This window comes from Sphingobium sp. FW306-1B-F04DB (genome assembly GCF_058781925.1).
Genome location: NZ_JBYSXE010000042.1, coordinates 1 through 22,923, shown reverse-complemented (window position 1 = coordinate 22,923; position 22,923 = coordinate 1). Strand labels below are relative to the sequence as shown.

At 64.7% G+C, this 22,923-nt stretch carries 16 protein-coding genes; 9 read left to right on the top strand and 7 right to left on the bottom strand.

Annotated features, from left to right (window positions below; translation table 11 throughout):
- Positions 1 to 243 precede the first annotated feature (243 nt).
- From AC3WJD_RS16345 to AC3WJD_RS16335, 3 genes are read right to left on the bottom strand one after another with little or no spacing between them, the layout of a single operon-like run.
- Positions 244 to 981 carry a hypothetical protein gene (locus tag AC3WJD_RS16345; RefSeq protein WP_492747770.1) on the bottom strand — a complete coding sequence of 246 codons (738 nt, stop codon included), beginning with the start codon at positions 979 to 981 and terminating at the stop codon, positions 244 to 246.
- A complete protein-coding gene (locus AC3WJD_RS16340) occupies positions 968 to 2,989 on the bottom strand; it encodes a CHASE2 domain-containing protein (RefSeq protein WP_492747769.1) in 2,022 nt (673 codons plus the stop codon). Before AC3WJD_RS16340 ends, AC3WJD_RS16345 begins: the two co-directional genes overlap by 14 nt.
- A gap of 9 nt (positions 2,990 to 2,998) precedes the next feature.
- Complete coding sequence (locus tag AC3WJD_RS16335; RefSeq protein WP_492747768.1) at positions 2,999 to 6,106, bottom strand: CHAT domain-containing protein; 3,108 nt, start codon at positions 6,104 to 6,106, stop codon at positions 2,999 to 3,001.
- A 340-nt stretch (positions 6,107 to 6,446) separates the two neighbouring features.
- Between AC3WJD_RS16335 and AC3WJD_RS16330 the strand changes: the two genes are divergently transcribed.
- The gene (locus AC3WJD_RS16330) at positions 6,447 to 6,710 is read left to right on the top strand and encodes a hypothetical protein (protein WP_492747767.1); all 264 of its coding nucleotides are present in this window, start codon (positions 6,447 to 6,449) and stop codon (positions 6,708 to 6,710) included.
- Here the strand turns inward: AC3WJD_RS16330 and AC3WJD_RS16325 are convergent, their stop codons facing one another.
- From AC3WJD_RS16325 to AC3WJD_RS16315, 3 genes are read right to left on the bottom strand one after another with little or no spacing between them, the layout of a single operon-like run.
- Positions 6,711 to 7,070, bottom strand: coding sequence for a hypothetical protein (locus tag AC3WJD_RS16325; RefSeq protein WP_492747766.1), 360 nt, complete (start codon positions 7,068 to 7,070; stop codon positions 6,711 to 6,713).
- Positions 7,067 to 7,288 (bottom strand): hypothetical protein, encoded by a 222-nt coding sequence (locus AC3WJD_RS16320; RefSeq protein ID WP_492747765.1) that lies wholly within the window; start codon positions 7,286 to 7,288, stop codon positions 7,067 to 7,069. The genes AC3WJD_RS16325 and AC3WJD_RS16320 overlap by 4 nt, the downstream gene beginning before the upstream one ends.
- Entirely contained in the window at positions 7,285 to 7,692 is a 408-nt protein-coding gene (locus tag AC3WJD_RS16315) for a PAS domain-containing protein (protein ID WP_492747777.1), read from the bottom strand. The genes AC3WJD_RS16320 and AC3WJD_RS16315 overlap by 4 nt, the downstream gene beginning before the upstream one ends.
- 518 nt (positions 7,693 to 8,210) lie before the next feature.
- Between AC3WJD_RS16315 and AC3WJD_RS16310 the strand changes: the two genes are divergently transcribed.
- Together AC3WJD_RS16310 and AC3WJD_RS16305 are read left to right on the top strand one after the other, a co-directional pair.
- Positions 8,211 to 8,567 carry a PRC-barrel domain-containing protein gene (locus AC3WJD_RS16310; RefSeq protein WP_492747764.1) on the top strand — a complete coding sequence of 119 codons (357 nt, stop codon included), beginning with the start codon at positions 8,211 to 8,213 and terminating at the stop codon, positions 8,565 to 8,567.
- 368 nt (positions 8,568 to 8,935) lie between these two features.
- The gene (locus AC3WJD_RS16305) at positions 8,936 to 9,862 is read left to right on the top strand and encodes a MipA/OmpV family protein (RefSeq protein ID WP_492747763.1); all 927 of its coding nucleotides are present in this window, start codon (positions 8,936 to 8,938) and stop codon (positions 9,860 to 9,862) included.
- 272 nt (positions 9,863 to 10,134) lie between these two features.
- On the opposite strand, the gene AC3WJD_RS16300 is transcribed toward AC3WJD_RS16305, so the two are convergent.
- Entirely contained in the window at positions 10,135 to 11,109 is a 975-nt protein-coding gene (locus tag AC3WJD_RS16300; RefSeq protein WP_492747762.1) for a LacI family DNA-binding transcriptional regulator, read from the bottom strand.
- A gap of 161 nt (positions 11,110 to 11,270) precedes the next feature.
- On the opposite strand from AC3WJD_RS16300, the gene AC3WJD_RS16295 reads away from it, so the two are divergent.
- From AC3WJD_RS16295 to AC3WJD_RS16270, 6 genes are all read left to right on the top strand, one after another.
- Entirely contained in the window at positions 11,271 to 12,737 is a 1,467-nt protein-coding gene (locus tag AC3WJD_RS16295) for an MFS transporter (RefSeq protein ID WP_492747761.1), read from the top strand.
- A gap of 237 nt (positions 12,738 to 12,974) precedes the next feature.
- The gene (locus tag AC3WJD_RS16290) at positions 12,975 to 16,355 is read left to right on the top strand and encodes a TonB-dependent receptor (protein ID WP_492747760.1); all 3,381 of its coding nucleotides are present in this window, start codon (positions 12,975 to 12,977) and stop codon (positions 16,353 to 16,355) included.
- 71 nt (positions 16,356 to 16,426) lie between these two features.
- Entirely contained in the window at positions 16,427 to 17,974 is a 1,548-nt protein-coding gene (locus AC3WJD_RS16285) for a tryptophan halogenase family protein (protein ID WP_492747759.1), read from the top strand.
- On the top strand, positions 17,971 to 19,455 hold the full coding sequence (locus tag AC3WJD_RS16280; RefSeq protein ID WP_492747758.1) for a tryptophan 7-halogenase: 1,485 nt from the start codon (positions 17,971 to 17,973) through the stop codon (positions 19,453 to 19,455). The genes AC3WJD_RS16285 and AC3WJD_RS16280 overlap by 4 nt, the downstream gene beginning before the upstream one ends.
- Positions 19,448 to 20,494 (top strand): cupin-like domain-containing protein, encoded by a 1,047-nt coding sequence (locus AC3WJD_RS16275; RefSeq protein WP_492747757.1) that lies wholly within the window; start codon positions 19,448 to 19,450, stop codon positions 20,492 to 20,494. Before AC3WJD_RS16280 ends, AC3WJD_RS16275 begins: the two co-directional genes overlap by 8 nt.
- A 26-nt stretch (positions 20,495 to 20,520) precedes the next feature.
- Complete coding sequence (locus AC3WJD_RS16270; RefSeq protein ID WP_492747756.1) at positions 20,521 to 22,542, top strand: glycoside hydrolase family 97 protein; 2,022 nt, start codon at positions 20,521 to 20,523, stop codon at positions 22,540 to 22,542.
- The last annotated feature ends 381 nt before the right edge of the window (positions 22,543 to 22,923 follow it).

The window sequence follows — 22,923 nt, the reverse complement described above, 5'->3', positions numbered from 1 at the left end:
CGCGGTGCCCCCAACAATTGTCACCTCGCTCCGGCGGAGGAGCGCTTTACGCAAGTACAGGGGGTGGCGCTGAAGCCGTCATCCCCAGAACCGGCCCCGGCGACCATCGAGGCATTGATCTGCCTGCTTATGCGCAGTGCTTGAGACTGAGAGGGGTTACCCGCGAAGCCGCGGTGAGGCAAGGCGCAACCCCGCCTCACGCGCTATTTTCGCCTTTATTTTCACCGGCCTGCGCCGCGGCGGTCAGAGCGCGCCATCCTGCTGCTCGAGCGCGGCGACCAGCAGTTCGTATTGCGCGTTGCACCCCTTGGCGAGCAGGGCCGAGGCGGTTGCGGCGGGATCCTGCGTATCGCCCGTGAAGCGTGCGAAGGTGATCTTGACCGGCGCTGCCTGGCCTGCGCGGCTCAGCGTGTAGCGCGTGCCTTCGGTGACGGGCATTTCCGCGGGCCAGCTCGCCTCCTGCGTGCCGCTGCGGAACGCGATCTTGCTCGCCTTGCCCGTGGCGTCGTTGGTCAGCGTCAGTGCGGCACCGCCTTCCTTGTCCGAGCGCCAGAGCCTCAGGCCGGTGGCGTCGGCGACGCACCTCGTCGTGCTGCGGCCGGTGTCGACGTCCCAGAGGTTGCTGGGCCGCGCGGTCTGGTCGGTACCGCGTACCGCCCCGGTACGCGCCCGGCGCTTGTTCTGCGTCGAGACGAGCCGGCTGAAGCTGGTATTCGTCTGCGCGCCCGCCGATGCCTCGGCGCTGAAACTGCCGGGGCCGCGCAGCGTACGCGTGCCCTTGCTGTCGAGCACGGTCAGCGAGTCTCCCGCGACGAGCGTGATCTTCGCACTGGGCGCCAGCGTCTTGCCCGCGGGATAATTGCGTGCGGAGGGGCCGCCCGCGCGCACCACCAGTGTCTCGGCAAGCGCGATGCCGCCAAGCCCGGTGAGCGCTGCGATCGCGATCGCGCCGCGCAGCAGGATCCGGTCAGTCGAGAACATAGCTTCCTCCAGATTCCACGTGTTTCAAACGATATACCAGGTTGGATAACGCCGCATCGTCACCCTTTGCATTTGCGAGGCTTTCCAGTTCCCGCACCGCCATATTGTCACCATCTGCTATACGATTCATGACCGCCCTGAAGTGATCACGGTCACTGGACGCAAGCTCAGGTACGGGCTCGAAGATTTCGACGGGCGTAGCGCGGCCACGCAGCAAGACGCGGCCCATTGGTCGCCACCAGTCGAGCCCCGAACGCTCCACCGCCTCGCGGCTTGCGATCACCCCCGAGCCGAGTTGCTTGTTGGCTGCTTCGAGCCGCGAGGCGGTGTTCATGCTGTCGCCGAGCGCGGTGTACTGGATGCGGCCTTCGCCGCCGAAATTGCCGACGATGGCCTCGCCGAAATGCAGGCCGACGCGCGTCTGGCCGATCGGCGGCACGCCCTCAGGAACGCTGCGGCGGAATTTCTCGCCCGCCTGCCACATCGCATAGGCAGCGCGTGCGGCGCGCTCGCCATCGTCCGGCCGCGCGATCGGAGCGCCCCAGAAGGCGACGACCGCGTCGCCGACGAACTTGTCGATCGTCCCGCCATATTCGAGGACGACGTCGCTCATCATGTCGAGATAGCGGTTGAGCAGCTTCGCGACCATTTCCGGCTGGATTGCGTGGCTTAGCTTGGTGAAGCCCTCGAGATCGGTGAAGACGACGAAGATTTCGCGCTTTTCGCCGTGGAGCGCGAGCCGGTCGGGGTCGGCAAGGATCTGGTTGGCGATATCGCGCGGCAGGTATTTGCCGAGCGCCGATTGCGCGAAACGGCGCTGTTCGGACCCCACCGCGCGCGCCGCGGTGCCGATCGCAGCAAAGGCGATCACCCAGCCGACGATCCAGCCGAATGCGGGCAGGTTCTGCGTGTCGGTGCCGTTTGCCTGCAGCCAGATCGGATAGCCGATAAAGAAGACGAGCTGGACCGCGAGGAAGAGCGTAACGCGCCACCACGCCCCGCCGAGCAGGCTCGACAATGCGCCCGCGACGACCACCATCACGGCGATGCCCCATGTTCCCCAGCGCGGCAGCGCTTCGAGCCAGCCATCGTCGAGCAGCTGCGCGAGCATGTGCGCATGGACTTCGAGCCCCCACATGCTCTTGCCCGTCACCGGCCTGAGCGGCGTCTCGAATTCGTCGACGTCGATGATCGTGCCGCCGAGCAGCACATATTTGCCGCGAACCTGATCGGCGAAGGCCGCAGCGGTGTCGTCATTGGCGAAAAGCTGAATAGGAAAGGCATCGAAGACCGCGCGGTCGGCCTCGGCGGGGATGCGGAAGCGGATCGAGCGGTCATAGTCGGCGAAGCGCGATTGGCCGCCCGTCATCGCCACCGAGAGCAGCGGGGGCAGCGCCGCGATCCGTTGCGGCCAGCTCCGCACGACATTGTCCCCATCGACCTGGAAGCGAATGCTCGCCGGCCTCACGCGCGTATCCGCGAGTCTCTTCTGAAAGCTCTCGAGGAATTCTTGCTGGTTGAACTGGATGTCCTCGGCATTGCTCTCGGCCGACGCATAGGCGAGGAAGGTCGGCGTTCGCATCGAGCGGAAGGTCTCGAGCAGTTCCTCGTCCTCGTCCTGCGGCTGGTCGACGAGAATATCGATGCCGATCGCCTTCGCGCCCATGCGATCGAGATTGACGAGCGCGCGCGACAGCGTGGCGCGATCGAGCGGCGAGCGCTTGCGCGTCTCGATCAGCGTGTCGTCATTGTACACCACCATCACGATCCGCGGATCGGGATCGACCTTCGCCGCGGTCCACGACAGCCGCAGGTCGTACATCGCGCGCTCGGCCTGGCCGGCCAGCGGCACGAGCCAGCTGTAGCGCGCGACCAGCAGTGCGACGAGCAGGAACAGGATCGTCGCTGCCAGTCGCCCGGGGCCGAGCTGGCGGAACAGGCGCACGAGCTTGCGCCTCAATCCCCGTGGCCGGTGTTCGCTGCCGTCGATGACGATGTCTTCCCCCACCACGACGCCCTAGCGCGTGACGATCAGCTGCTGCGCGCCATCGCCGACGATCGCAAAGCCCGCCCAGTAATAAGGGTGCGAGGTCGCGGCCTCATCCATCAGCCGGACCTCGGTCTTGCGCATCGCCTCGGCGACGCTGTCGGTCGCGCTCGACTGGAACAGGCCCGCGATCAGCCGCTCGGTTGCGTCGAAATCGTCGGGCGAGGGCCAGTGGCTCGCGACCACAGAGCGGCCGCCCGCGCCGATGAACGCGCGCACCAGCCCGTCGAGCGCCGAGCCGCCGCCCGTCGTCAGCCCCGCCTCGCGCGTCGCCGCCCGGCTCGCCTGGCCCGCGGTGTCGCAGGCCGACAGGATGACGAGATCGGCATCGAGCTTGAGGTCATAGATCTCGCGGAAACTAAGCAGCCCGTCCGATCCCGTGTCGCCGAACGAGGTCAGCAGCGCGGGGCGTGCGGGGCATTCGGGGCGTGGCGCGGTGACCAGCCCGTGCGTCGCGAAGTGCAGGATGCGGAAATCGGACAGGTCGCCGCGCGCCTGGATCGCGGTGTCGGTAAAGGCCGATCCGGTGACGATGTCTGTGCCCGCGCCGCCGATCTGCGAGGCCGCGCTGCGCAGTTCGGTCGCCGCGATCGGCTTGTTCCATTCGCTGAGCGGCCAGTTGCAGTCGAGCCCGCCCCGGCTGCCGGGACCGCGTGCTGCGGACGCCTGAAGCACGCCTCCCGGAATCGGGCTGTTCTGCCCGAAGCCGAGATACTGGCGCGATGCCCGTGACGCCGGCGTCTGGCGCGCATCGCGGAAATTGCGTGCGGTGACGGCGGTGCTGACGGCTTGGTCGCGCCCCAGCCAGGCCATGCCGCGAAAGTCGAAGGCATCCGCATCGGGATCTTCGACGCGCTTCAGATAGGCGTCGACTCCCGTGCTGTCGCTGACGAGCAGGTTGACGGGAAGCTGGAGCATCGCACCGTCGGGCTCGAAGATCAGGTGGCGCGCCTTGTCCATGCGCGCCGCCACGGAACCGAACAGGTCGGTATAGAGCGAATGCGCGAGCTTGACGTCGAACGGGTAGGTGACGCGCTGCCCGCCTTCCTCGATCGAGATGGTGTCGCGCAGCCCCGCCACCTTGGCTTCGAGCGTCGTCGTCGAGATCGGCAGGCGGAAGCCGGTCGCACCCTCGGCATCGGCATAGATCGCATAGACCTGCCGCCCGACCGCGACCATCTTGTAATAGGCTTCGCCCGGCTTGAGCGCGGCACGAAGCTCGGCCAGCGTCATCGCATCGGTGGACAGCGCGCGATATTGCGGGAAGGCCGAGAGTTGCGCCTGGGTCGCGGCTTGCTGCTCCGCAAGCGCGGCGATGTCCGCCCGCTGCGACGCGATCAGCTGACGCACCGAAGCGTCGGGATTCCCGGCGCGCTGAAGCCGCGCAAGCTCCATCCGTCCGCGCTCGATATCGCGCGAGAGCGTGATCGACTGGCGGAACAGCCGCGAGGATTCGCTGCCGCTGTCGCGCAGCTCGCGCGCAAGGATCGCCTGTGTGTCGGCGACGCCCGGCCGCACCAGCGTCTGGCTGGCGAGGAACATGTCGCCCACAAGTTCAGGCCGCGCAGGCGCCAGCTCGGCAAGCAGCGCGAAATAGGGTGCGAGCTGGTTGGCGAGCCCCGTTGCCGCCTCGCGATTGTCCGTCGTGCTCTTCACCACCTCGCGATAGAGCGACAGCGCTTCATCCTGCTGGCCGCGCCGCGCGAGAAAGGCCGCCATGCGCGCTCGCGCGCCGTTCATCGCCTGTGTCTCGGGATAGCTGGTGGAGAGCAGCGTCAGCGCATCGCGCAGCACCGCCTCGGCCTGGGCGTAATTGCGCTGATCCTCATGGCTCAGCGCGATTTCGGCCATGATCTGCGCGCGCAGTCGCGTGATCGAGGTGACGCGCCCGTCGCGAATCGCAACCGCGTTGGCGAGCCCGCGCTCGAGCTCGGCGCGGCCCTCTGCGGGCCTGCCCTCCATCCGCAGGATCGTGCCCCGGAGATGGAGCGCCTGCGCGTCGAGGATCCCGGCGCGTTCCTCGGGGGTCAGGGCGGTGCTCTGGGTCGCGCCGAGGCTGCGATTGCTGCGCAGCCCGCTGTTGATCTCCGCCGAAATCTGGTCGCCGAGCTCGATCGTGCCATTGTCGTTCTGGACGATCTCGCCCAGCGCCACCACGGGGCGCGCAAGCACCGCCTTGGCGTCGCCGAGCTTGCGCTGGTTGATCAGGTGCAGCGCCTCGAAATTGCGGCGCAGCCGCGTCTGCACGGGATCGAGCGTCGCGATGCGGTCGGCCTCGGCGAACAGCGCCTCAGCCTCGGCGAACTCACCAAGATTGGAGCGCTGGAGCGCGCGGTTGACCAGATACTCGTTGAGCCGTTCGTCTCGGCTGGCGGCATCCTTCGGCTCCATCACCGCATCCTCGGCAGCGAGCCGCTGCTGGAGCGTTTCGAAGAATTCAGCGGCCTCGGCATAGTCGCCCGAATTGTTGCGACGATAGCCTTCGGCGAGTGTTTGCGCGGGATCGAGCGTCCCGGCCTGAATGCGCGCAAAGGCGGCGGGGTCGGCCACGCCCGTAGTCGCGATGGATATCTCGCCGGGAACGATCTGGTCTGCGACCACCGTGCGCAGGCCGAGCTGGAGCGCGCTGTTATAGCCCGCGAGCCCCTGCGCGAACCAGGTGACCTTGCCGTCGTCGTACCGATAGATGCGATAGCCGACATCCGCGCTCGCCAGTTTGCATTCGGTGACCGCGACGCTGCCGAGCCCTTCGACGGTGCCTTGCGATTCGGCGCCGCAACTGACCTGCTCGGTGCGCGCGGCGGCGATGCGCTGCGCGGCATCCTCACCCTTGCGAATACCGTAAAGCTGGCCGATCGGACGCGCCGCGTCGCGGCACACGATCACCCAGGCGCGATCGAACATCCCCGAAATTGCCTTGTCCGCGCTGTTGTTCTGCACGCGGCACAGCACGCCCCCCCCGCTGCCCAGCCGAAAGCTTTCCTGCAGGCTCGGCCGCGCGGATTGGGCGGCGGCGGGTGAGGGCGCCAGCATCAGCGCGAGCGAAAGCGTGGACGCGTAGAAGAATTCGGCGCGCAATCATCCCTCCATAGGGTTGCACCGGCGGCGCTCCCCTGCGCCATTGCCGCCTGCACCCATCGAACTGCGACCGCTCGATTATCGAATCGAAACAACGATACATCAGCCGTGCGCAAAGTCTAAGCCGTTCAACGTCAACGGCTTGTGCGCGTCAGCACATCTTGTCAGGATTTTTTGGGAGTGGAGGCCCGAGCCGGGGTTGCACAATTGAAATAAATCAATGGCTTGGGTTGGCTAACATACTCAAAATTAGGCACGAAAAACCTTGCGGAACCGAACCCAATGGCTAACGCCCGGCGCCCCTCTTGAGCGCGCGCGTTACCGCTGTCATCATGGCCACATGGACAACGACATAGTGATGGCGGCGGGGGCCGCAGCGTGGGTGTTGATCGGGGTGGTCGCGTACAAGCGCGAAGGCATCCGTGATTCGCTGGTGGCCGTGGCCGTGTGCGGTTTGGTCGGAGCCTGGGACCAGGCGCTCAAGGGCGGCGGCTGGCCAGAGATGGTTGGCGGTTATCTCGGGTGGTTCGCGGGTGGCCTGCTCATCATGGCCGTTGGAAAAGGGATCGGGCGGCTCCGTTACCGAGGCCGCCCGACTAGTTGATTAACGCCCGCCGAGCGCGGCGCGGGCGGCGGCGTGCCAATTCACGTAATAATCGGGCACGATCTCAGCCGCGCGTTCGATCAATTCCCGCAGCGCGTTATCCGAGTGCTGGCGGTGGCGGGCGAAGGCTTGGACCAACATTTCCCTGTCGTGGTCGCCAGTGCGCAGAAACTCGCCATGCACGGTAGTCGGGCCGCAATCAGTGCCCTCGTAGATGGCTTCCCATCCCTCGACGAAATCCGCCGCCGCTTCACGATCCGCCTGCGTCACCTGCGCTTGTGCTTCTGCAATCTCCCGTTCGCTCGGTTCCCATGCTGAGGCTATGGTGTCGATGGGCTGCGGTTGTGATGTGTCGGTCATGGCTTCCTCGCTGGATTGTGGAACGCCTTGTTGAAATCGAGGATCGCCAGATATGGCGTGTCGCCAAAGCCGCATACGCCATCTTGTAGATTCTCACCCCACAAGACGCACCATTGGTTGCCGTCGATCATGATCTTCGGCTTGAGGGTGGCAACGAGGTTGTATTCCTCTGCTTCGACGGCAGCATTCATTCTGGATTGTGTGACAAGATCGCTCATGACTTCTCTCCCTGAAGGGCGGCGAGGATGTGCTTGAGAAGCCCTTCCTTCTCGCGCTCGATGGCGCGCCGGGCCGTGACGTCCCTGAAGGCCAAGAGAATCGTCGCGTCGGCATTGTTGTCGTAGTGCACCTTGCGCGCGTTCAGCAGCATGATCCGGTGACCAATATTCGGAAAATCGTGCTCGACCTCAAAGTCTTCCATCGATGTCTGCTCTGGAATGATCGTCTCCAGAAGGGCGCGCAAGGCCGGGATATTCCATTGTCCGTCGCCCAGCGTGTAAAGCAGACTGCCCTGTGTGTGTTCGCGATCAACGCCGAAAGTCTGATAGAAGGAGCGACTGGCTGCCAGCACGCAAAATCGTTCGTCAAGTACGATGAACGGCTCGGGGATTGTGTTGACGATCGCCTGCGCAAGTATTTACGCGTCCGCCATGCTCCGGTTTGGGTGCATCATGACCTGAGGTTCGTCCGATCTGAGGCGCTACGGCGCAAGTGATTGGAGCCGAGTCATCTCAGATCGATAATACATCTTTCCCGAACGAGTGTCGCATATCCCTGTAATCGGCGTCGATGGGTTGTCTGGCAGACCGGGCGCGCAAAATGTCCGACCTCAATCTGGCGGGCGGGTGAAGCGCTTCGGACGCCATACGACCAATTTGTGCGCCCCCGCAATTTTCAGGATCCAGTTCAGCCCAGCGACTTGCGGCCAAGCATCGTCTTGTGGCCGGCGTCGAACTCCGCCCGGCTCAAGACCCCGTCGCGGTTCGTCGCGATCACATTGATTTTTCTCCTCACAGAGGCACGCTGAAGTCCCGGCATTTGAAGGCACCGCCGGTTCGGAAAGGAACGGACACCTACATCGACTGTTGAACGATCGAGGTTCAGAGAGTCCTGCGAAGGGTCGCAGTTTCGGAGGTTCTGATGTCCCAGCGAGCACATCGCTTCCTTGCCGCAAACCTCGTGAAAAGCGCGGCGGCTTATGGAGTCGACGGTGGCAAGATCGGCACCGTGAGCAGCTTTCTGGTCGACAAGACCACGGGGCACGTTGCCTATGCGGTGTTGTCGCTCGGCGGCTTTCTCGGTCTCGGCCAAAGCTATCATCCGCTCCCCTGGGAATTGCTCTCCTACGATCCGGCCAAGGGTGGTTATGTGATCAGCGTGGGAAAGGAGATGCTGGAGGGAAGCCCGGGTTACCGGCTCGATGATGCGCCGGAATTTGATGACATCTACGGCCAGCGCATCTCCACATATTACGGCATGTCAAGGCCGGACCGCTAAACCACGCTCTGCGGAGAATTTACGCGCGTCGTGAGCCCGCGCCTGACTTCGTCGCTTGTCGAGATCGGGGGCCCAGGATTTGCTCCCGCCCCCTGGAGCGGCACGGGCTTGCTGCCACTGCACCTGTCTTCAAAGTGATGGGACTGGGCCGCGACCCGCATATCGAAGGGCCGGTTTCGCGGACACCAAAATAGGCTACGCTACCTCAGACTGTTTCTCGAAGTCGACGGGACTGCCGTCAGGCAGGCGCGCTGGTCGAGCATCCGGCGGCTGCGCAGCCGCGCGGATCGATATGGCAGGTTCCGGCCCACCGAAAATGGATGTAGCGTGGGCTCGAGAGCGTAACGCCCCGCAGAAGGATGACATTCATGTCCTTCATTTTAAGGCGAAATGACGTATTCGGATTAGCGTTGGTTGTGCTCATCACGGGCACGGCGACGCCCGCTGTCGCACAGGTGGCCGTGCCCGCCAGGGTTCTGCCCACGCCCATTATACCCCCACCCTTTGTGGTCGTGCCAGACCCAGATGAAACCGGGGAGGGACTGGCACCCGATAGACTTACGGTGGTTGTAGGGGCAGCGGTGGGGAGTGATTATGAGGGGTCAGACGATTATATTTTTGGACCCGTCGCGGGCGCCACTGCGCGAGTGCATGGCCATTCGATTGCTTGGCAGGGCAACTCGTTGGGTATTGATCTGGTGCCCGAGTATCGTAAGCAGACATTCAAGCTCAGCGTCGCACCGTTCGTCAATCTCAATCTGGATCGCACGGGAACACCACACGACCCGGTTGTCGCGCTAATCCGCAAACGCAAGGTGGCGGTAGAAGGCGGAGTCGAAATTGGCTTCACCCGGACGGGCATTCTAACATCGCATCGTGACTCGCTTACGGTACAGATTTCGGGGGCTTATGACCTCGGGTCTGTACATAGGAGCTTCATTGTTACACCCTCGGTTGTATATACTGCGCCGCTCTCAAAAGCCGTGTTGGTTTCCGCTTCGGCATCATTTGATGTGGTGGGTGCACGCTATGCTCGCTATTATTTCGGCATCGACAGCGATGCGAGTGCGTCCAGCGGGCTGCCGTTCTATCGGCCGAACGGCGGCGTGAAGAGCGCCGCCTTTGGTCTGAGCGGTGCGGTCTCGCTGCGTGGTGATTTGCGAAAGGGTTTCGCGCTGGGTGCGAAGGTCCATTATCAACGACTGCTAAGCGATTTTGCAAATTCGCCAATCGTGGCAATGCGCGGCAACCCCAATCAATTTAGCGCCGCTATGGGGGTGGCTTATACCTTCTGACGTGGCGGCGTGTTCCCCCTAATTTTCACCTTTGAGGTTTCTCCTTCAAACCCACGCGAAACAGCTAGAACAGCGCAGTTCAGGCCCCAGAGCATCCCCAGCACGGGATAGGTCAGTTTAGGGGCAAGGCCGCATACTGGCGCAACCATGAATGAATTGCCGGTTTCGGGAAACGGTCAGCACATCTCCTATGGCCGGTTTTGCGGGCGGTAGCGGAAGATCTCCGAGCTAAATCCATTTTCTCGGGGTACGGGAATGATAAGTTTCGGCCGTCAACCGCCGCAGGATTCGCGCACGATCAGATGCGTCGGCAGATAGTCGAGATATTGCTCGGCGTGCGAGTCCATCACCTGGGATACCAGTCGCCGCCCCGCTTCGAGCGTATCCTGCTGGATAGTCGTCAGCGCCGGCGTGCTGAGCCGCGCGAGCAGCATGTCATCATAGCCCGTGACCGAGACCTCCTTCGGCACTGACAGATTGGCCTTGCGCAGCGCACGGATCGCCCCGAGCGCGATGAGGTCGCTTGATGCGACGATGCCGTCAAGTTTTTTTCCGCGCGACAGCAGCTGGTTGAGCGCGCGCTCCGCGGATTCGAAGCCGAAGTCGACGCGGATGTCGAGGGCGGGGTGGGCCTCCAGCCCATTCGCTTCAAGCGCCTCCAGATAGCCCTGCCGCCGTTGCATCGCCTCGGGGTCATTCGAGCCGACGAAGGCGATCGCCTTTCGTCCGAGCCGCGCGAGATGCATCGTCGCGCGGCGGCCGCCCATCACGTTGTCCGATCCGACCGAGGGATATTTTTGCCCCGGCAGATGCGCGCCCCAGACGACGAAATTGCCTTTCGTTTCGGCGAGCCGGTTGAAATCGTCGTGCAGCATAGCCTGGCCCAGGAAGATCACTCCGTTCGCACGGCTGCTGTTCAGCACCGTCGTCAGGTCGTCGAAGTCGCGCGGTGCGGTGTGGCTGACGGTGAAGTCGCAGTCGCGCGCGCGCGCGGCCTCGCCAATGCTCGCGAGCAGTTCGAGGAAGAAGGGATGCGACAGCGGCAGCGGGCGGCCTTGCATATGCGGAGTGACGACGACGATCGATCCCTCGGCTCCCACCGGGGCGGCAGGCATATGGCTACGAAACGGGTAGTTATGCTCGTGTGCGAGCGCCCATATCTTCTTCTTGGTGGCCAGGCTGATCAGCGGATGGTCGTTGAGCGCGCGCGATACGGTCGAAGCCGAGACACCGGCCATCCTTGCCAAGTCTTCCAATCTCGTATTGTTGGTGCTCATAAAGACCAGTCCGTGTTCGGCGCCGCAAAGAGTGTTAGCACAGCAGGGGGAGGGGTATGCAAGATTTGCATGCCGCAGATGCGCCGAAAGGCGGGGGAAATCTGTTTCCGCGTACGGCGGGGGCGTCGTCGTTGCATATCTGGAGCATGTGCTTTGCGCTGTTTGGCATCCAGATCGTGTGGGGATTGCAGAATGCGAACACCAGCCGCATCTTCCAGGCGCACGGCGCTGATGTCGCTGCACTCCCCGTGCTGTGGATCGCCGGGCCGATCACCGGGCTGATCGTCCAGCCGATCGTCGGGCACCTGTCCGACCATTCGCGCTCGCGTTTCGGGCGGCGGCGACCCTTCCTGCTCGTTGGCGGGCTCGTGACCGCGCTGGCGCTGCTGATCATGCCCAATGCGACGACGCTGTGGGCCGCCATTGCGACGCTGTGGCTGCTCACAGCATCGATCAATATCGCGATGGACCCCGCGCGCGCGCTCGTTGCCGACAATCTGCCGCAGGTACTGCGCGCGCGCGGCTATGCGATCCAGGTATTCTTTATCGGTGCCGGTGCGGTCTTCGCCTCGGCGCTGCCGTGGATGCTCGTCAACTGGTTCGGGGTGTCGGGGTTGGCCGCCTCGCATGCGCTCCCCGATTCGGTACGCTACGCCTTCTATATCGGGAGCGCATGCTTGCTCGTCTCGATGCTGTGGACGGTCGTTCGGACGCGCGAGCAGCCTGCAACGGGCGGCGCGGCGGCGCTTGGCGGCGATGCGGCGCCGCTCGGCCGGTTCGGCTGGCCGCTCGCCATCTTCGGGGCGCTCCTGCTCGCGCTTTCGCTTGGTTTGCGCTGGCAATGGGAGGTGGTCGTGCTCGCCGCCGCTGCGCTGGTAATTGGACTGGCGCACGCGCTCGCGGCGCGCCGGCAGGCACGGGGCGCGGCGTCGCTGGGGCTGCTCCAGATCGTCGAGGACTTCCTGCACATGCCTGACGCGCTGAGGGGGCTCGCGGTCGTGCAATTCTTTACCTGGTTCGGGCTGTTCGCGATGTGGATCTATGCGGCGCCCGCGCTCTCGCGCAGCCATTTCGGCAGCGCTGACCCCTCATCGCCAGAGTTCAGCGCCGCCGCCGACTGGGTCGGGATATTGTTCGCAGGCTATAACGGCGTCGCCGCGCTCGCCGCGCTCGCGCTGCCGCGCGTCGCGGCTCGGATCGGCGAGCGCTGCACCTATGCACTGTGCCTGCTCGCGGGCGGGGCGGGGATGGCGGGGCTCGTGCTGACCCCCGATGCGCGATGGCTCTGGTTGTCGTCGATCGGGATCGGACTCGCCTGGGCAGCGGTGCTGTCGCTGCCCTACGCAATCATTGTCAATGCGGTGCGCCCAGAGAAGGTCGGCGTTTATCTGGGCATCCACAACGTCTTCCTCGTCATCCCGCAGCTCGTCGCCGCGATCTGTCTCGGGCCGCTCATGCTCCATGCTTTCGGAGGGAATCCGGTCATGACGCTCGGGCTGGCCGCGGCGTTTCTGATGGCGGCAGCGCTCGCTGCCATGCTCGTTCCGCTGCGACGCGCCAGAGCATCTTTTTCGGGTCCAATGCAAGATATTGCATAAACTTCATCTGCTTCAAACCTATTCTGCGCGCAGGCCCATCAACGCCGGAACGCCTGCCACGCTCACAAAACCGTTGTAATATATGTGATAATTATCAATGCGCCCGTTTGGAAAATCGGGCTTGCCATTTATGCAATTATACGCAAAACAATGCAAACGGGTCAGGCGGAGAGTCCCGCATGGCGCCCGGAACGAGAATGCCCCGCAAAATGGGGTCGGCATGGGGAAGGGGAGAGCATGAGGCTCAAGGGATTCGCGCAGGATCGTGGCGGCCGCCTGATGGGCGGTGTGTCGGCAATCGCGCTGGCGGGATTGGTGATCAGCACGCCCGTCATCGCGCAGGACGCGGCGCCGCCGATCGATGACAGTACCGACAGCGAGACCGAGATCGTCGTCGTCGGTGTGCGCGCTGCGCTTCAGGATGCGCAGGAGCTCAAGAAAGACGCCGATACGATCGTCGATTCGATCAGCGCGACTGACATCGGCGCCTTTCCCGACAATTCGGTCGCCGCGGCGTTGCAGCGCGTTCCAGGCATCACCGTTTCGCGCCTGCAGTCGACCGACGACAGCACCCATCCCTCGGGCGAACCCGCCGGCGTCCTGATCCGCGGCCTGACCTTCGTGCGGACGGAAATCAACGGCCGCGACAGCTTTTCGGCCGACTCCTATCGCGGTCTCAACTTCAACGACATCTCGCCCGAGCTGATGTCGCGCGTCGACGCTTACAAGAACCAGACCGCCGACATGATCGAGGGCGGCATCGCGGGCACCGTCGATCTGCGCACACGCCTGCCCTTCGACGAGAAGGGCCTTGTCGTCACCGCCAACGCCAAGGCGACCTATGGCGACCGCTCCGACAAGTGGAACGGCGAATTTTCGGTCCTCGTCAGCAAGACCTTCGACACCGAAGCGGGCACCTTCGGCCTGATGGCCGATTATGCGCGCAGCCATGTCGTGACGCGGACCGAAAGCGTCATCATGGACAAGATCCGTACCTATTGCTCGGCGGGTGCGGTCGGCCCAGACGGCAAGGGGATCGTCGATGCGAGCGGCAATGTGTCGTGCAGCGCCAACCCGTTCGGCGGCACCGGCTTTGCCTTCGTGCCCGACGGCATCCGCTATTCGCTCGTCGATTACGACCGCACGCGCGAGGGCGTCGCGCTCGCGGGGCAGTATGAAAGCCCGGGCGGCGATGTGCGCGCATCGGTCCAGTTCATCCGCTCCTCCTATGACAATGCCTGGCTCGAGAATGCGTCGCACGCGATCCTCGAGGGGACCTATTACGGCACCCCTGCCTTCAACCCCGTCGCATCGACGATCCTTCGCACTCCGACAGGGAACGCCGGCTTCACCTTCGGCGCCGACGGCATGCTGCAGTCGGCGACGCTCAGCCAGGCTTATGGCAGCTGGCGCGGCAGCTTCGGCAGCGCCGCCGACATGATCGACACGGGTTCGGCTGTTCCCGGCCTGCCGTTCATCAACTTTTGCGGTCCCGGTTCAGCGTGCGCGGTTCCCGGTCGTAACGGCCTCTATTTCCAGAATGAGGCGCGCAATTTCGACCATAGCGAAAGCACGCGCGACCTGTCGGCGAACCTCCAGTGGGACGTCAACGACCGGTTTCGGCTGAACTTCGACGGGCAATGGATCAAGGCGGAGACGACGAACGACGACATCCTCGTCGCGACCGGTTCTGCCGCCGACTATGAATATTCGGTCGGCAAGGACGGCGTCCCCCATATCGAGCTGCTGCCCGGCACCAACGTCAATTATGCGCAGGGCGGACTTTCGAACCCGCACAATTACTGGATCCCGTTCATCCAGGCGCATCTCGAGGACAATGACGCCGAGGAGCTCGCGCTCAAGGGCGACGCCGAATATGATTTCGACGGCAATGACTGGCTCGACTCGCTGAAGGTCGGCGTGCGCTACACCGACCGCGACCAGAATGTCCGCTATTCGACCTTCAACTGGACGCCGATCGCGGCGCCGTGGAACTGCAACGGCCCCGGCTTCAACGTCGACAACACGTCGGCGGCGCCCTATCCGGCGGGCTGCGGCGCGCGCCCGGCGTTCAACGGCTATGGCGACGGACTGTTCGAGCCCGTCAGCCTCGGCGGCAGCTTCTACAATGGCGGCGTTTATGACAATGGCGACCTCGTCTATCTGAGCCGCGATGTGCTGAAGCACCGCGACCGGCTCGTCGACGGACTGCGCGGATCGAACGTGAGCCCGCCGATCCTGCCCGGCTGGACCCCGATCTGCGACCGCGCCGAGGCGACCGTCGGCTGTTTCACTCCGTCGGAAGTGATGAAGGTTAACGAGAAAACCAAGGCCGTCTACGCGATGCTCCGCTTCGGCGGCGACAATGCGATGCTTGGCGGCATCAGCGTGCGTGGCAATATCGGCGTGCGCGTCGTGCAGACCAAGATCGACAGCACCGGCAGCGTTGCTTTCCCGCAACCGACGATCTTTACCAGCCTGCTGCAGCAGCCATGCGGCACTCCGCTTCCGCCCAATGCGGTGGTCAACCCGGCGTGCTTCATCACGCCGCAACTCCTCGCTTTCGCCAACGGCGCGGGCGCGGACAACGATCTGAAGTCGTCCTACACAAGGGCGCTGCCGAGCTTCAACATACGCTTCGGCCTCGACGACAATAATTTCGTCCGCTTCGGCTATTCACGGGCGATGTCGCGGCCCGATTTCGGCCTGCTTCGCAACTTCGTGTCGATCCAGTCGCCGGTCATCGATACGACCGCGACGAGCCCCTATATCGTGCGCGACGGGGCGGGGAATATCACCGGATACAACTTCATTTTCCGGGCGGAATCGGGCTTTGCGGGGCTCAGGCCGGCGCTCGCCGACCAGTTCGACCTGACCTTCGAACATTATCAGGGTAGCACCTCGTTCCACGTCGACCTCTTCTACAAGAAGCTGCACGACACGCTGGCCTATGGCGAGTTTGCCCGCCGGTTCACCAACAACGGGTCCGAACAGACCGTGCTGATGCGCGGACCGCGCAATACGAAGGACGGCGGCGAGCTCTATGGCTTCGAAACGGGGTTCCAGACCTTCTTCGACTTCCTGCCCGGATTGCTCAGCGGGCTGGGCGCGCAGGCCAACTATACCTTCGTCAAGCAGAGCGGCATCAGCAACTCGAACCTCGTCACGCAGGGCGCGCTCGACGGAGGCGGCACCGGTGGCTTCGGCGCGGGTCTTGACGTGTCGGGCGGGCGCGGCGTCGTGATCGACTCGCACAAGATAGCCGGCATTTCGAAGCACACGTTCAACCTCGTCGGCCTTTACGAGAAGGGGCCGGTCGCGCTCCGCGTCGCCTATAACTGGCGCTCGCGCTTCCTGACCAACAATCTCGACTGCTGCATCGGCCTGCCGGTGTTCCAGAAAGAGGTCGGCTTCCTCGACGCGTCGATCCGCGTGTCGCCGATGCCGTGGCTCGAACTGTCGGTCGAGGGACAGAATCTGCTCAATACGACGACGGTCTACCAGCAGCAGATCTTCGGCGACACGGCGCTTACGCCGGGCGCGAAGCCTGTCTATCGCGATGCGAACTGGGGTCGGGTCGACCGGCGCTTCCAGTTTGGCGCACGCGTGAAATTCTGATCCCCGAAAGAGCGCGGGCGCCCGTTCAAAAGGCGGCCGCGCGCTCCGATGAACGAAAAGCGAGGGACGCGATGACGGCGCCAGCACCCTATCGGATCGTGATCCTTGGCGGCGGGACCGCCGGCTGGATGTGCGCCTCGGGCCTCGTCAGCCTGCTGCCGGCGGCGGATTACGACATCACCTTGATCGAAAGCGACGAGATCGCGACGGTTGGCGTCGGCGAGGCGACGCTGCCGCATATCAAGACCTATAACGACATGCTCGGCATCGACGAGGCCGAGTTCATGCGCGCGACCGGCGGTACGATCAAGCTGGGGATCGAGTTCGTCGACTGGCTCCGACAAGGCGTCCGCTATATTCACCCCTTCGGCACCTTCGGCGACCGCTGGACGAGCACCGATTTCCAGCATCATTGGGCGCGCGCACGGATCGACGGCACCGATCACCGGTCCTTGCAGGATTACAGCTTCGCGGTCGCGGCGTGCCGCGCGAACGGTTTCGAGCATCCCAATAGCGACCCGCGGTCGATCCGGTCGACCTACAGCTATGCCTATCATTTCGATGCCGGGCTCTATGCGTCCTATCTGCGCGGCTGGGCAACCGCGCGCGGCGTGCGGCGGATGGAGGGCAAGGTCGTCCACGTCGTGCGCGATGGCGGAAGCGGCGATGTCGCCTCGCTCACGCTCGCCTCAGGCACCGAGGTGCGCGGCGACCTGTTCGTCGACTGCTCGGGCTTTCGCTCGCTGTTGCTTGGCGCAACGATGGAAGTGCCGTGGGTCGACTGGAGCGACTGGCTGCCGTGCGACCGCGCGCTTGCGGTGCCCTGCGCCAGCGTGGACCCGCTCACGCCCTATACGCGCGCGACCGCGCAGCGCGGGGGCTGGACCTGGCGCATCCCGCTCCAGCACCGGATCGGCAACGGCTATGTCTTTTCCAGCCGCTTCTGTGACGAAGATGAGGCGCGAAAGACGCTGCTCGCCGCGATCGACGGCGAGGCGCATGGCGAGCCGCGGCTGCTACGTTTCCAGGCGGGGCGGCGCGAGGTCGGCTGGGCGGGCAATTGCATCGCGGTGGGGTTGGCGAGCGGCTTCCTCGAACCACTCGAATCGACGAGCATCTTCCTGATCCAGGCCGCGACGATCGACCTGATTTCGCTGATGCCGCGTCGCGGCGAGCGCGTCGATCCGCGAGCGGTGCGCGAATTCAACCGGCTGTTCGCAACGCATTACGACCGGACGCGCGACTTTCTCGTGCTCCACTACACCGCGAACGAGCGTTTCGGCGAACCCTTGTGGGACCATGTCCGCACGATGGCGCTGCCGGCAAGCCTCGCGCACAAGATGGCGCTGTTCCGCGAAAGTTCGGCGGCGCCCGAGTATAAGCTCGGCCTCTTTTCCCGCGACAGCTGGCTCTCGGTCCTTGAGGGACAGGGCGTTCTGCCGTTGGCCGCGAGCCCGCTAACCCATCGCATGCCGGCGGCCGAACGACAGGCCCGCCTCGACGATCTCGCGGAACGCATCGCGCTCAACGCCGCCGAGATGACGCCCCATTCCGAATTCCTCAGGGACTATTGCGCGAGCGGCGCGACTGCACCGCGCGACGCGGCGAGCGCGGCATGAGCGTGCAGAGCGTCGCCATCGTCGGCCGTGACGCGCCGCTGTGGCTGGCCGCGGCGGCGCTGCGGCGCGCGTTGGCGCCGGCGGGGATCAGCGTCACCGCTGTCGCATTGCCCGGGGAGGCGGGGCCTGCGGACATGTTGCCGACGCTTCCCGCGATTGAGGCGCTCCACAACCAGATCGGGATCGACGAGGCAGCGCTTTTACGCGGCGTGCGCGGCGCTTTCACGCTCGGCCAGAACTTCGTCGACGCCGGCGGGGCGGGGCAGGCGCCCTTTCTGCACAGCTATGGCGCGCACGGGACGGGGATCAACGGTAGCGATTTCTTCCCGCACTGGATCAAGGCGCGGCATCACGGCCTCGAGGTCGCCCTCGACGATTTCTCGCTCACCGCCGCCGCGGCGCACAATGGCCGGCTGTTCCTGCCCGACGCCGAGAGCGAAAAATATGGCCGTGCCGACTATGGCTATCACCTGCCCGCCGCCGCCTATGCCAGAAGCCTCATAGCGATCGCGCGGCACCTGGGCGTTGCGATCGTCGAGACGGCGCGCGTCGATATCGAATGTGACGGCGACAGTGTCCGGGCGCTGCTCACAGGCGACGGGCGTCGCGTCGAGGCCGACCTGTTCGTCGATGCGACGTCCGATGGTCGGCTGCTGCGAACCGCTCCTGCTGTCATGTTCGAGCCATGGGCGGCGCCGGGCGACCGGATGCTCGTCGCGCTCGCGCCGCGTCTGGCCGCCCTCCCGGTCTATTCGGAGGTGCGCGCGGGGAAGGGCGGCTGGACCGCCCTCTATCCGAGCATGACGCACACGCATGTCGTCCATGTCTTTTCGAGCGCTGCAACGCGCGACGACGAAGCGCTGGCAGAGGCCGGCGCGGCAAGCGGATTCCCGCTCGAAGCCGCAAGCTTCCGGTCTTTTTCGGCGGGTATCGCCTCGGCGCTGTGGGCAGGCAATTGCGTGGGGATCGGCGAGGCCGCCTGCACGCTCGATCCGGTCCACGGCCTCGCGTTGCACGGGCTCCAGCTTGGCATCGTCCACCTGATTTCGCATTTTCCGGCCGAGGGCGACAGCTATGCCGCGCGGCGCGCCGAATATAATCGCGCGATGCGCTCGCATCTCGCGCGCGTCGCGGATTTTCAGGCCGCGCACCATAGGCTGCAACATTATGCCGGATCCTTCTGGGACGCCGCGCGGGCACTGCCGGTGTCCGAGGAGCTCGCGCATCTGGTCGATTTCTTCCGCGCGCGCGGCGAACTCGCGCCCTTCGAGGACGAGAGCCTGCCGCCCGACAGCTGGCGCGCGCTGCTGATGGGACATGGTGTGACGCCCGAGGGTTGGCGCCCGTCGGTCGACCGCGTGCCGCCCGACGAGGTGATGGCGCATTTCCGCAAGATGTTGGGCTTTGTGCGCGAGGCTGTGCAGCGCCAGCCGACGCACGATGCCTATCTCGCCGGGATATTGCGGCGCGCGCATGGCTGAACCCGCGCGCCTCGATGCCGGGCGGCCGCAGCCTTCGCCGCTCGGCGCGCTGCCGCGCATCGCCGCGCGCTCGGCGCCTTCGCCGGCCGATTTTGCCGCGATCATCGACGCCGGCATGCCTGTCGTCATCAAGGGATTGATCGACGACTGGGTCGCACTGGCGGCCGGGCGCCACTCGCCCGGCCGCCTGAACGCCTATCTGACGGGGATGGACCGCGGAGTCGCCGTCCCCTTGATGGAGGCGCCGGCGCGCGCGAAGGGCCGCTTCGCCTATCGCGCCGACATGCGCGAATTCACCTTCACCAAGCGCCATGCGCCGCTACGCGAGGCGCTGGCACGGATCGAAGCGTTGATGGGGCAGGAGAGTGCGCCGACCGCGGCGATCCAGATGCTGCCACTCGCCGAGGCGATGCCAGACTTCGGTCGCCAGAACCCAATGCCGCTGCTCGCAGCCGAGGTCAGTCCGAAGCTGTGGCTCGGCGGTCCGGTCAAAACGCAGACGCACAACGACCGCGATCATAATCTTGCCTGCGTGATCGCAGGGCGCCGGCGCTTCCTGCTGTTCCCGCCCGATCAGGTCGCCAATCTCTATATCGGCCCGCGCGACAATCCGCCGCCCTTGTCGCTCGTCGACCCCGAGGCGCCCGACTACGAACTCTTCCCGCGCTTTCGCGAGGCTATGGCATCGGCGCGCGTCGCGCTGCTCGAACCCGGCGATGCGATCTTCGTGCCCCGCTACTGGTGGCACCATGTGACCTCGCTCGATCCGTGGAACGCGATGGTCAATTATTGGTGGGGCGGCGAGGCGGTGGCGGTCGAGGAGCCGAACACTATCTTCCTCGCGGCCTTGCTCGCGTTGAAGGAGCTGCCGCCGGGCGAGCGCGCCTATTGGCACGCGATGTTCGACGCGCATGTCTTCGGCGATACCGAAGCATCGGCCGCGCATATTCCCGTTTCGCTGCGTGGAGCGCTTGGCGCGATGTCGCCGTCCGAGCGCGCTGGGCTGCGCCAGCGGCTGACCGCCGCCTTTCGAAAATGATCCTCTCCCTGAAAGAGAAAATCTAGATGAAGCCCAAGACGTCCATGTTGTTCGGCCTTTCCCTGCTGGCGATTGCCTCGCCCGCGGTAGCGCGCGAGTGCGTGCAGTCGCCGGGCAAGACGCTCGAACTTTGCGTGTCGGTCGAAGATGGCGAGGCGCGCTACGAAGTGAAGCGTGGCGCGGTGACGGTGATCGCGCCTTCGCGCCTCGGTCTCGCCTTCGCGGGCGAAGCCGATCCGCGCTATGTTTCGCTCGGCGACGTCAAGCGGTCGGTGTCGGACACGAGCTGGGAGCAGCCGTGGGGCGAGCAGCGGCTGATCCGCGACCATCATAGCGAGCTTCGGGTGACGCTTGCGGGCGACACGCCGCTCAGCAAGGCGATGGGCGTCACCTTCCGCCTCTTCGACGACGGTTTCGGCTTTCGCTATGATTATGCAGGCGTTCCGGCGGAGCAGGCGGTGGCGGTTGCCGCCGACCACAGCCAGTTCCGCACCGTCGGTGCGTATCAGGCGTGGTGGTATCAGGCGCTGGGGCAGGAACGCGACGAATATCTCTATGCGCAGACCGATGCGCGGCGGGTTACGCTCGCCGAAACGCCGCTGACGCTCAAGGGTGACAATGGGCTGTATCTCAGCTTCCACGAGGCGGCGCTGGTCGATTTCCCCTCGATGCTGCTCGAAGGCGATGGCGCGGGCGGATACAGCGCATGGCTGATGCCCTGGCCCGACGGGACGCTTGCGAAAAAGACCGGACCCTTCGCGACGCCGTGGCGCACCGTGCTGGTCGGCGAAAGCCCGGCGGCGCTCGCCGACAGCCGGATCACGCTGAACCTCAGCGAACCGAACCAGCTTCCCGACATCGGCAAATGGTTCAAGCCGAGCAAATATGTCGGCGTTTGGTGGGAAATGCACCTCGAGAAGTCGACCTGGGGCAGCGGGCCGAAGCATGGCGCGAACACCGCGAATGTGAAGCGCTACATGGATTTCGCGGCGAAATATGGCTTCACGGGCGTGCTCGTCGAGGGCTGGAACAAGGGCTGGGACGGCGACTGGATCGCGAATGGCGACAAGTTCAGCTTCACCGAAGCCTATCCCGATTTCGACCTCGCTGAGATCACCCGCTACGGGAAGAGCAAGGGCGTGGGACTGATCGGGCACCATGAGACCGGCGGCGCGATCGAAAATTATGCGCGCCAGCTCGATGACGCGCTGAAGCTCTATGCCGACCATGGCGTCGCGGCGATCAAGACCGGCTATGTCCGGCACAGCGGGACGATCGTCGATGGCGCGGGCGGGCTCCAATGGTTCGCGGGGCAATATGCGGTGGACCATCATCTCGACGTCGTGAAGCGCGCGGCGAAGCATCATATCGTTATCGACACGCACGAACCGGTGAAGGACACCGGGCTCCGCCGCACCTGGCCGAACTGGGTGAGTCGCGAGGGCGCGCGCGGGCAGGAATTCAACGCGTGGGGCAATCCGACAAATCCGCCCGAGCATATGACGATCCTGCCCTTCACGCGCCTGCTCGCAGGGCCGATGGACTTCACGCCGGGCATTTTCGACATTTCGCGTGGCGGCAAGGAACTGTCGCGGCGGGTCCAGTCGACGCTTGCGACGCAGCTCGCCGAATATGTCGTCGTCTATTCGCCAATCCAGATGGCGGCCGACTTGCCCGAAAATTATGAGAAGCGTGCCGATGCCTTCCAGTTCATCCGCGACGTACCAGCGGATTGGGAGACGTCCAGGACGCTTCAGAGCGTGATCGGTGACTATGTCGTTGTCGCGCGGCAGCAGCGCGGCAAGGGGGACTGGTATCTGGGAGCGATCACCGATGAGGAGGCGCGGAGTCTCGAGCAGCCGCTGAGCTTCCTCGCGCCGGGCAAGCGCTACGAGGCGCAGATCTACGCCGATGGTCCCGGCGCCGACTATCGTACCAATCCAGAGGCGCTCGTGATCAGCAAGCGCGTCGTGACGAGCGCCGACACGCTGACGCTGGCCCTCGCGCCCGGTGGAGGCGCGGCCATCCGCTTCCGGCTGGCGAACTAAAGCGCTATCCGCACGCCCAGATACAGGTGGAGCGGCTGCCAGGGCTGTTCGCTTCATTGCAGCGGTTGTTCCGGGACTATCATCCCGAAGGGCTGATGGCCTCTGTCGCCCATAGTGAGGCGAATGAGTTCAGCAAGCGCCCGGTGGGGAGACTGCCAGACGCCAAGCGATCGCATGACGGATGCGAGCACTCGTCCGCTTGTAGCAGGGTATGTGCGCGAAACTACGCATGATGAGCGCTGCGGGCGTCAATGAACGAACTTCCGCTTTGGGTGTTGCAAAGAATGTCGAGGAACGACGGATATGGCGAAGGATTTCGGGCGCATAAGCGTACGAAATCCTTACATGCAGGAACCCGCGATCCGCGTTCTCTGCGCTATG

What these genes read in the sequence shown, in the direction of transcription:
- AC3WJD_RS16345 (WP_492747770.1), bottom strand. Translation starts at nt 981, where the DNA reads ATGTTCTCGACTGACCGGATCCTGCTGCGCGGCGCGATCGCGATCGCA.
- AC3WJD_RS16330 (WP_492747767.1), top strand. Translation starts at nt 6,447, where the DNA reads ATGGACAACGACATAGTGATGGCGGCGGGGGCCGCAGCGTGGGTGTTG.
- AC3WJD_RS16325 (WP_492747766.1), bottom strand. Translation starts at nt 7,070, where the DNA reads ATGACCGACACATCACAACCGCAGCCCATCGACACCATAGCCTCAGCA.
- AC3WJD_RS16320 (WP_492747765.1), bottom strand. Translation starts at nt 7,288, where the DNA reads ATGAGCGATCTTGTCACACAATCCAGAATGAATGCTGCCGTCGAAGCA.
- AC3WJD_RS16310 (WP_492747764.1), top strand. Translation starts at nt 8,211, where the DNA reads ATGTCCCAGCGAGCACATCGCTTCCTTGCCGCAAACCTCGTGAAAAGC.
- AC3WJD_RS16305 (WP_492747763.1), top strand. Translation starts at nt 8,936, where the DNA reads ATGTCCTTCATTTTAAGGCGAAATGACGTATTCGGATTAGCGTTGGTT.
- AC3WJD_RS16290 (WP_492747760.1), top strand. Translation starts at nt 12,975, where the DNA reads ATGAGGCTCAAGGGATTCGCGCAGGATCGTGGCGGCCGCCTGATGGGC.
- AC3WJD_RS16285 (WP_492747759.1), top strand. Translation starts at nt 16,427, where the DNA reads ATGACGGCGCCAGCACCCTATCGGATCGTGATCCTTGGCGGCGGGACC.
- AC3WJD_RS16280 (WP_492747758.1), top strand. Translation starts at nt 17,971, where the DNA reads ATGAGCGTGCAGAGCGTCGCCATCGTCGGCCGTGACGCGCCGCTGTGG.
- AC3WJD_RS16275 (WP_492747757.1), top strand. Translation starts at nt 19,448, where the DNA reads ATGGCTGAACCCGCGCGCCTCGATGCCGGGCGGCCGCAGCCTTCGCCG.
- AC3WJD_RS16270 (WP_492747756.1), top strand. Translation starts at nt 20,521, where the DNA reads ATGAAGCCCAAGACGTCCATGTTGTTCGGCCTTTCCCTGCTGGCGATT.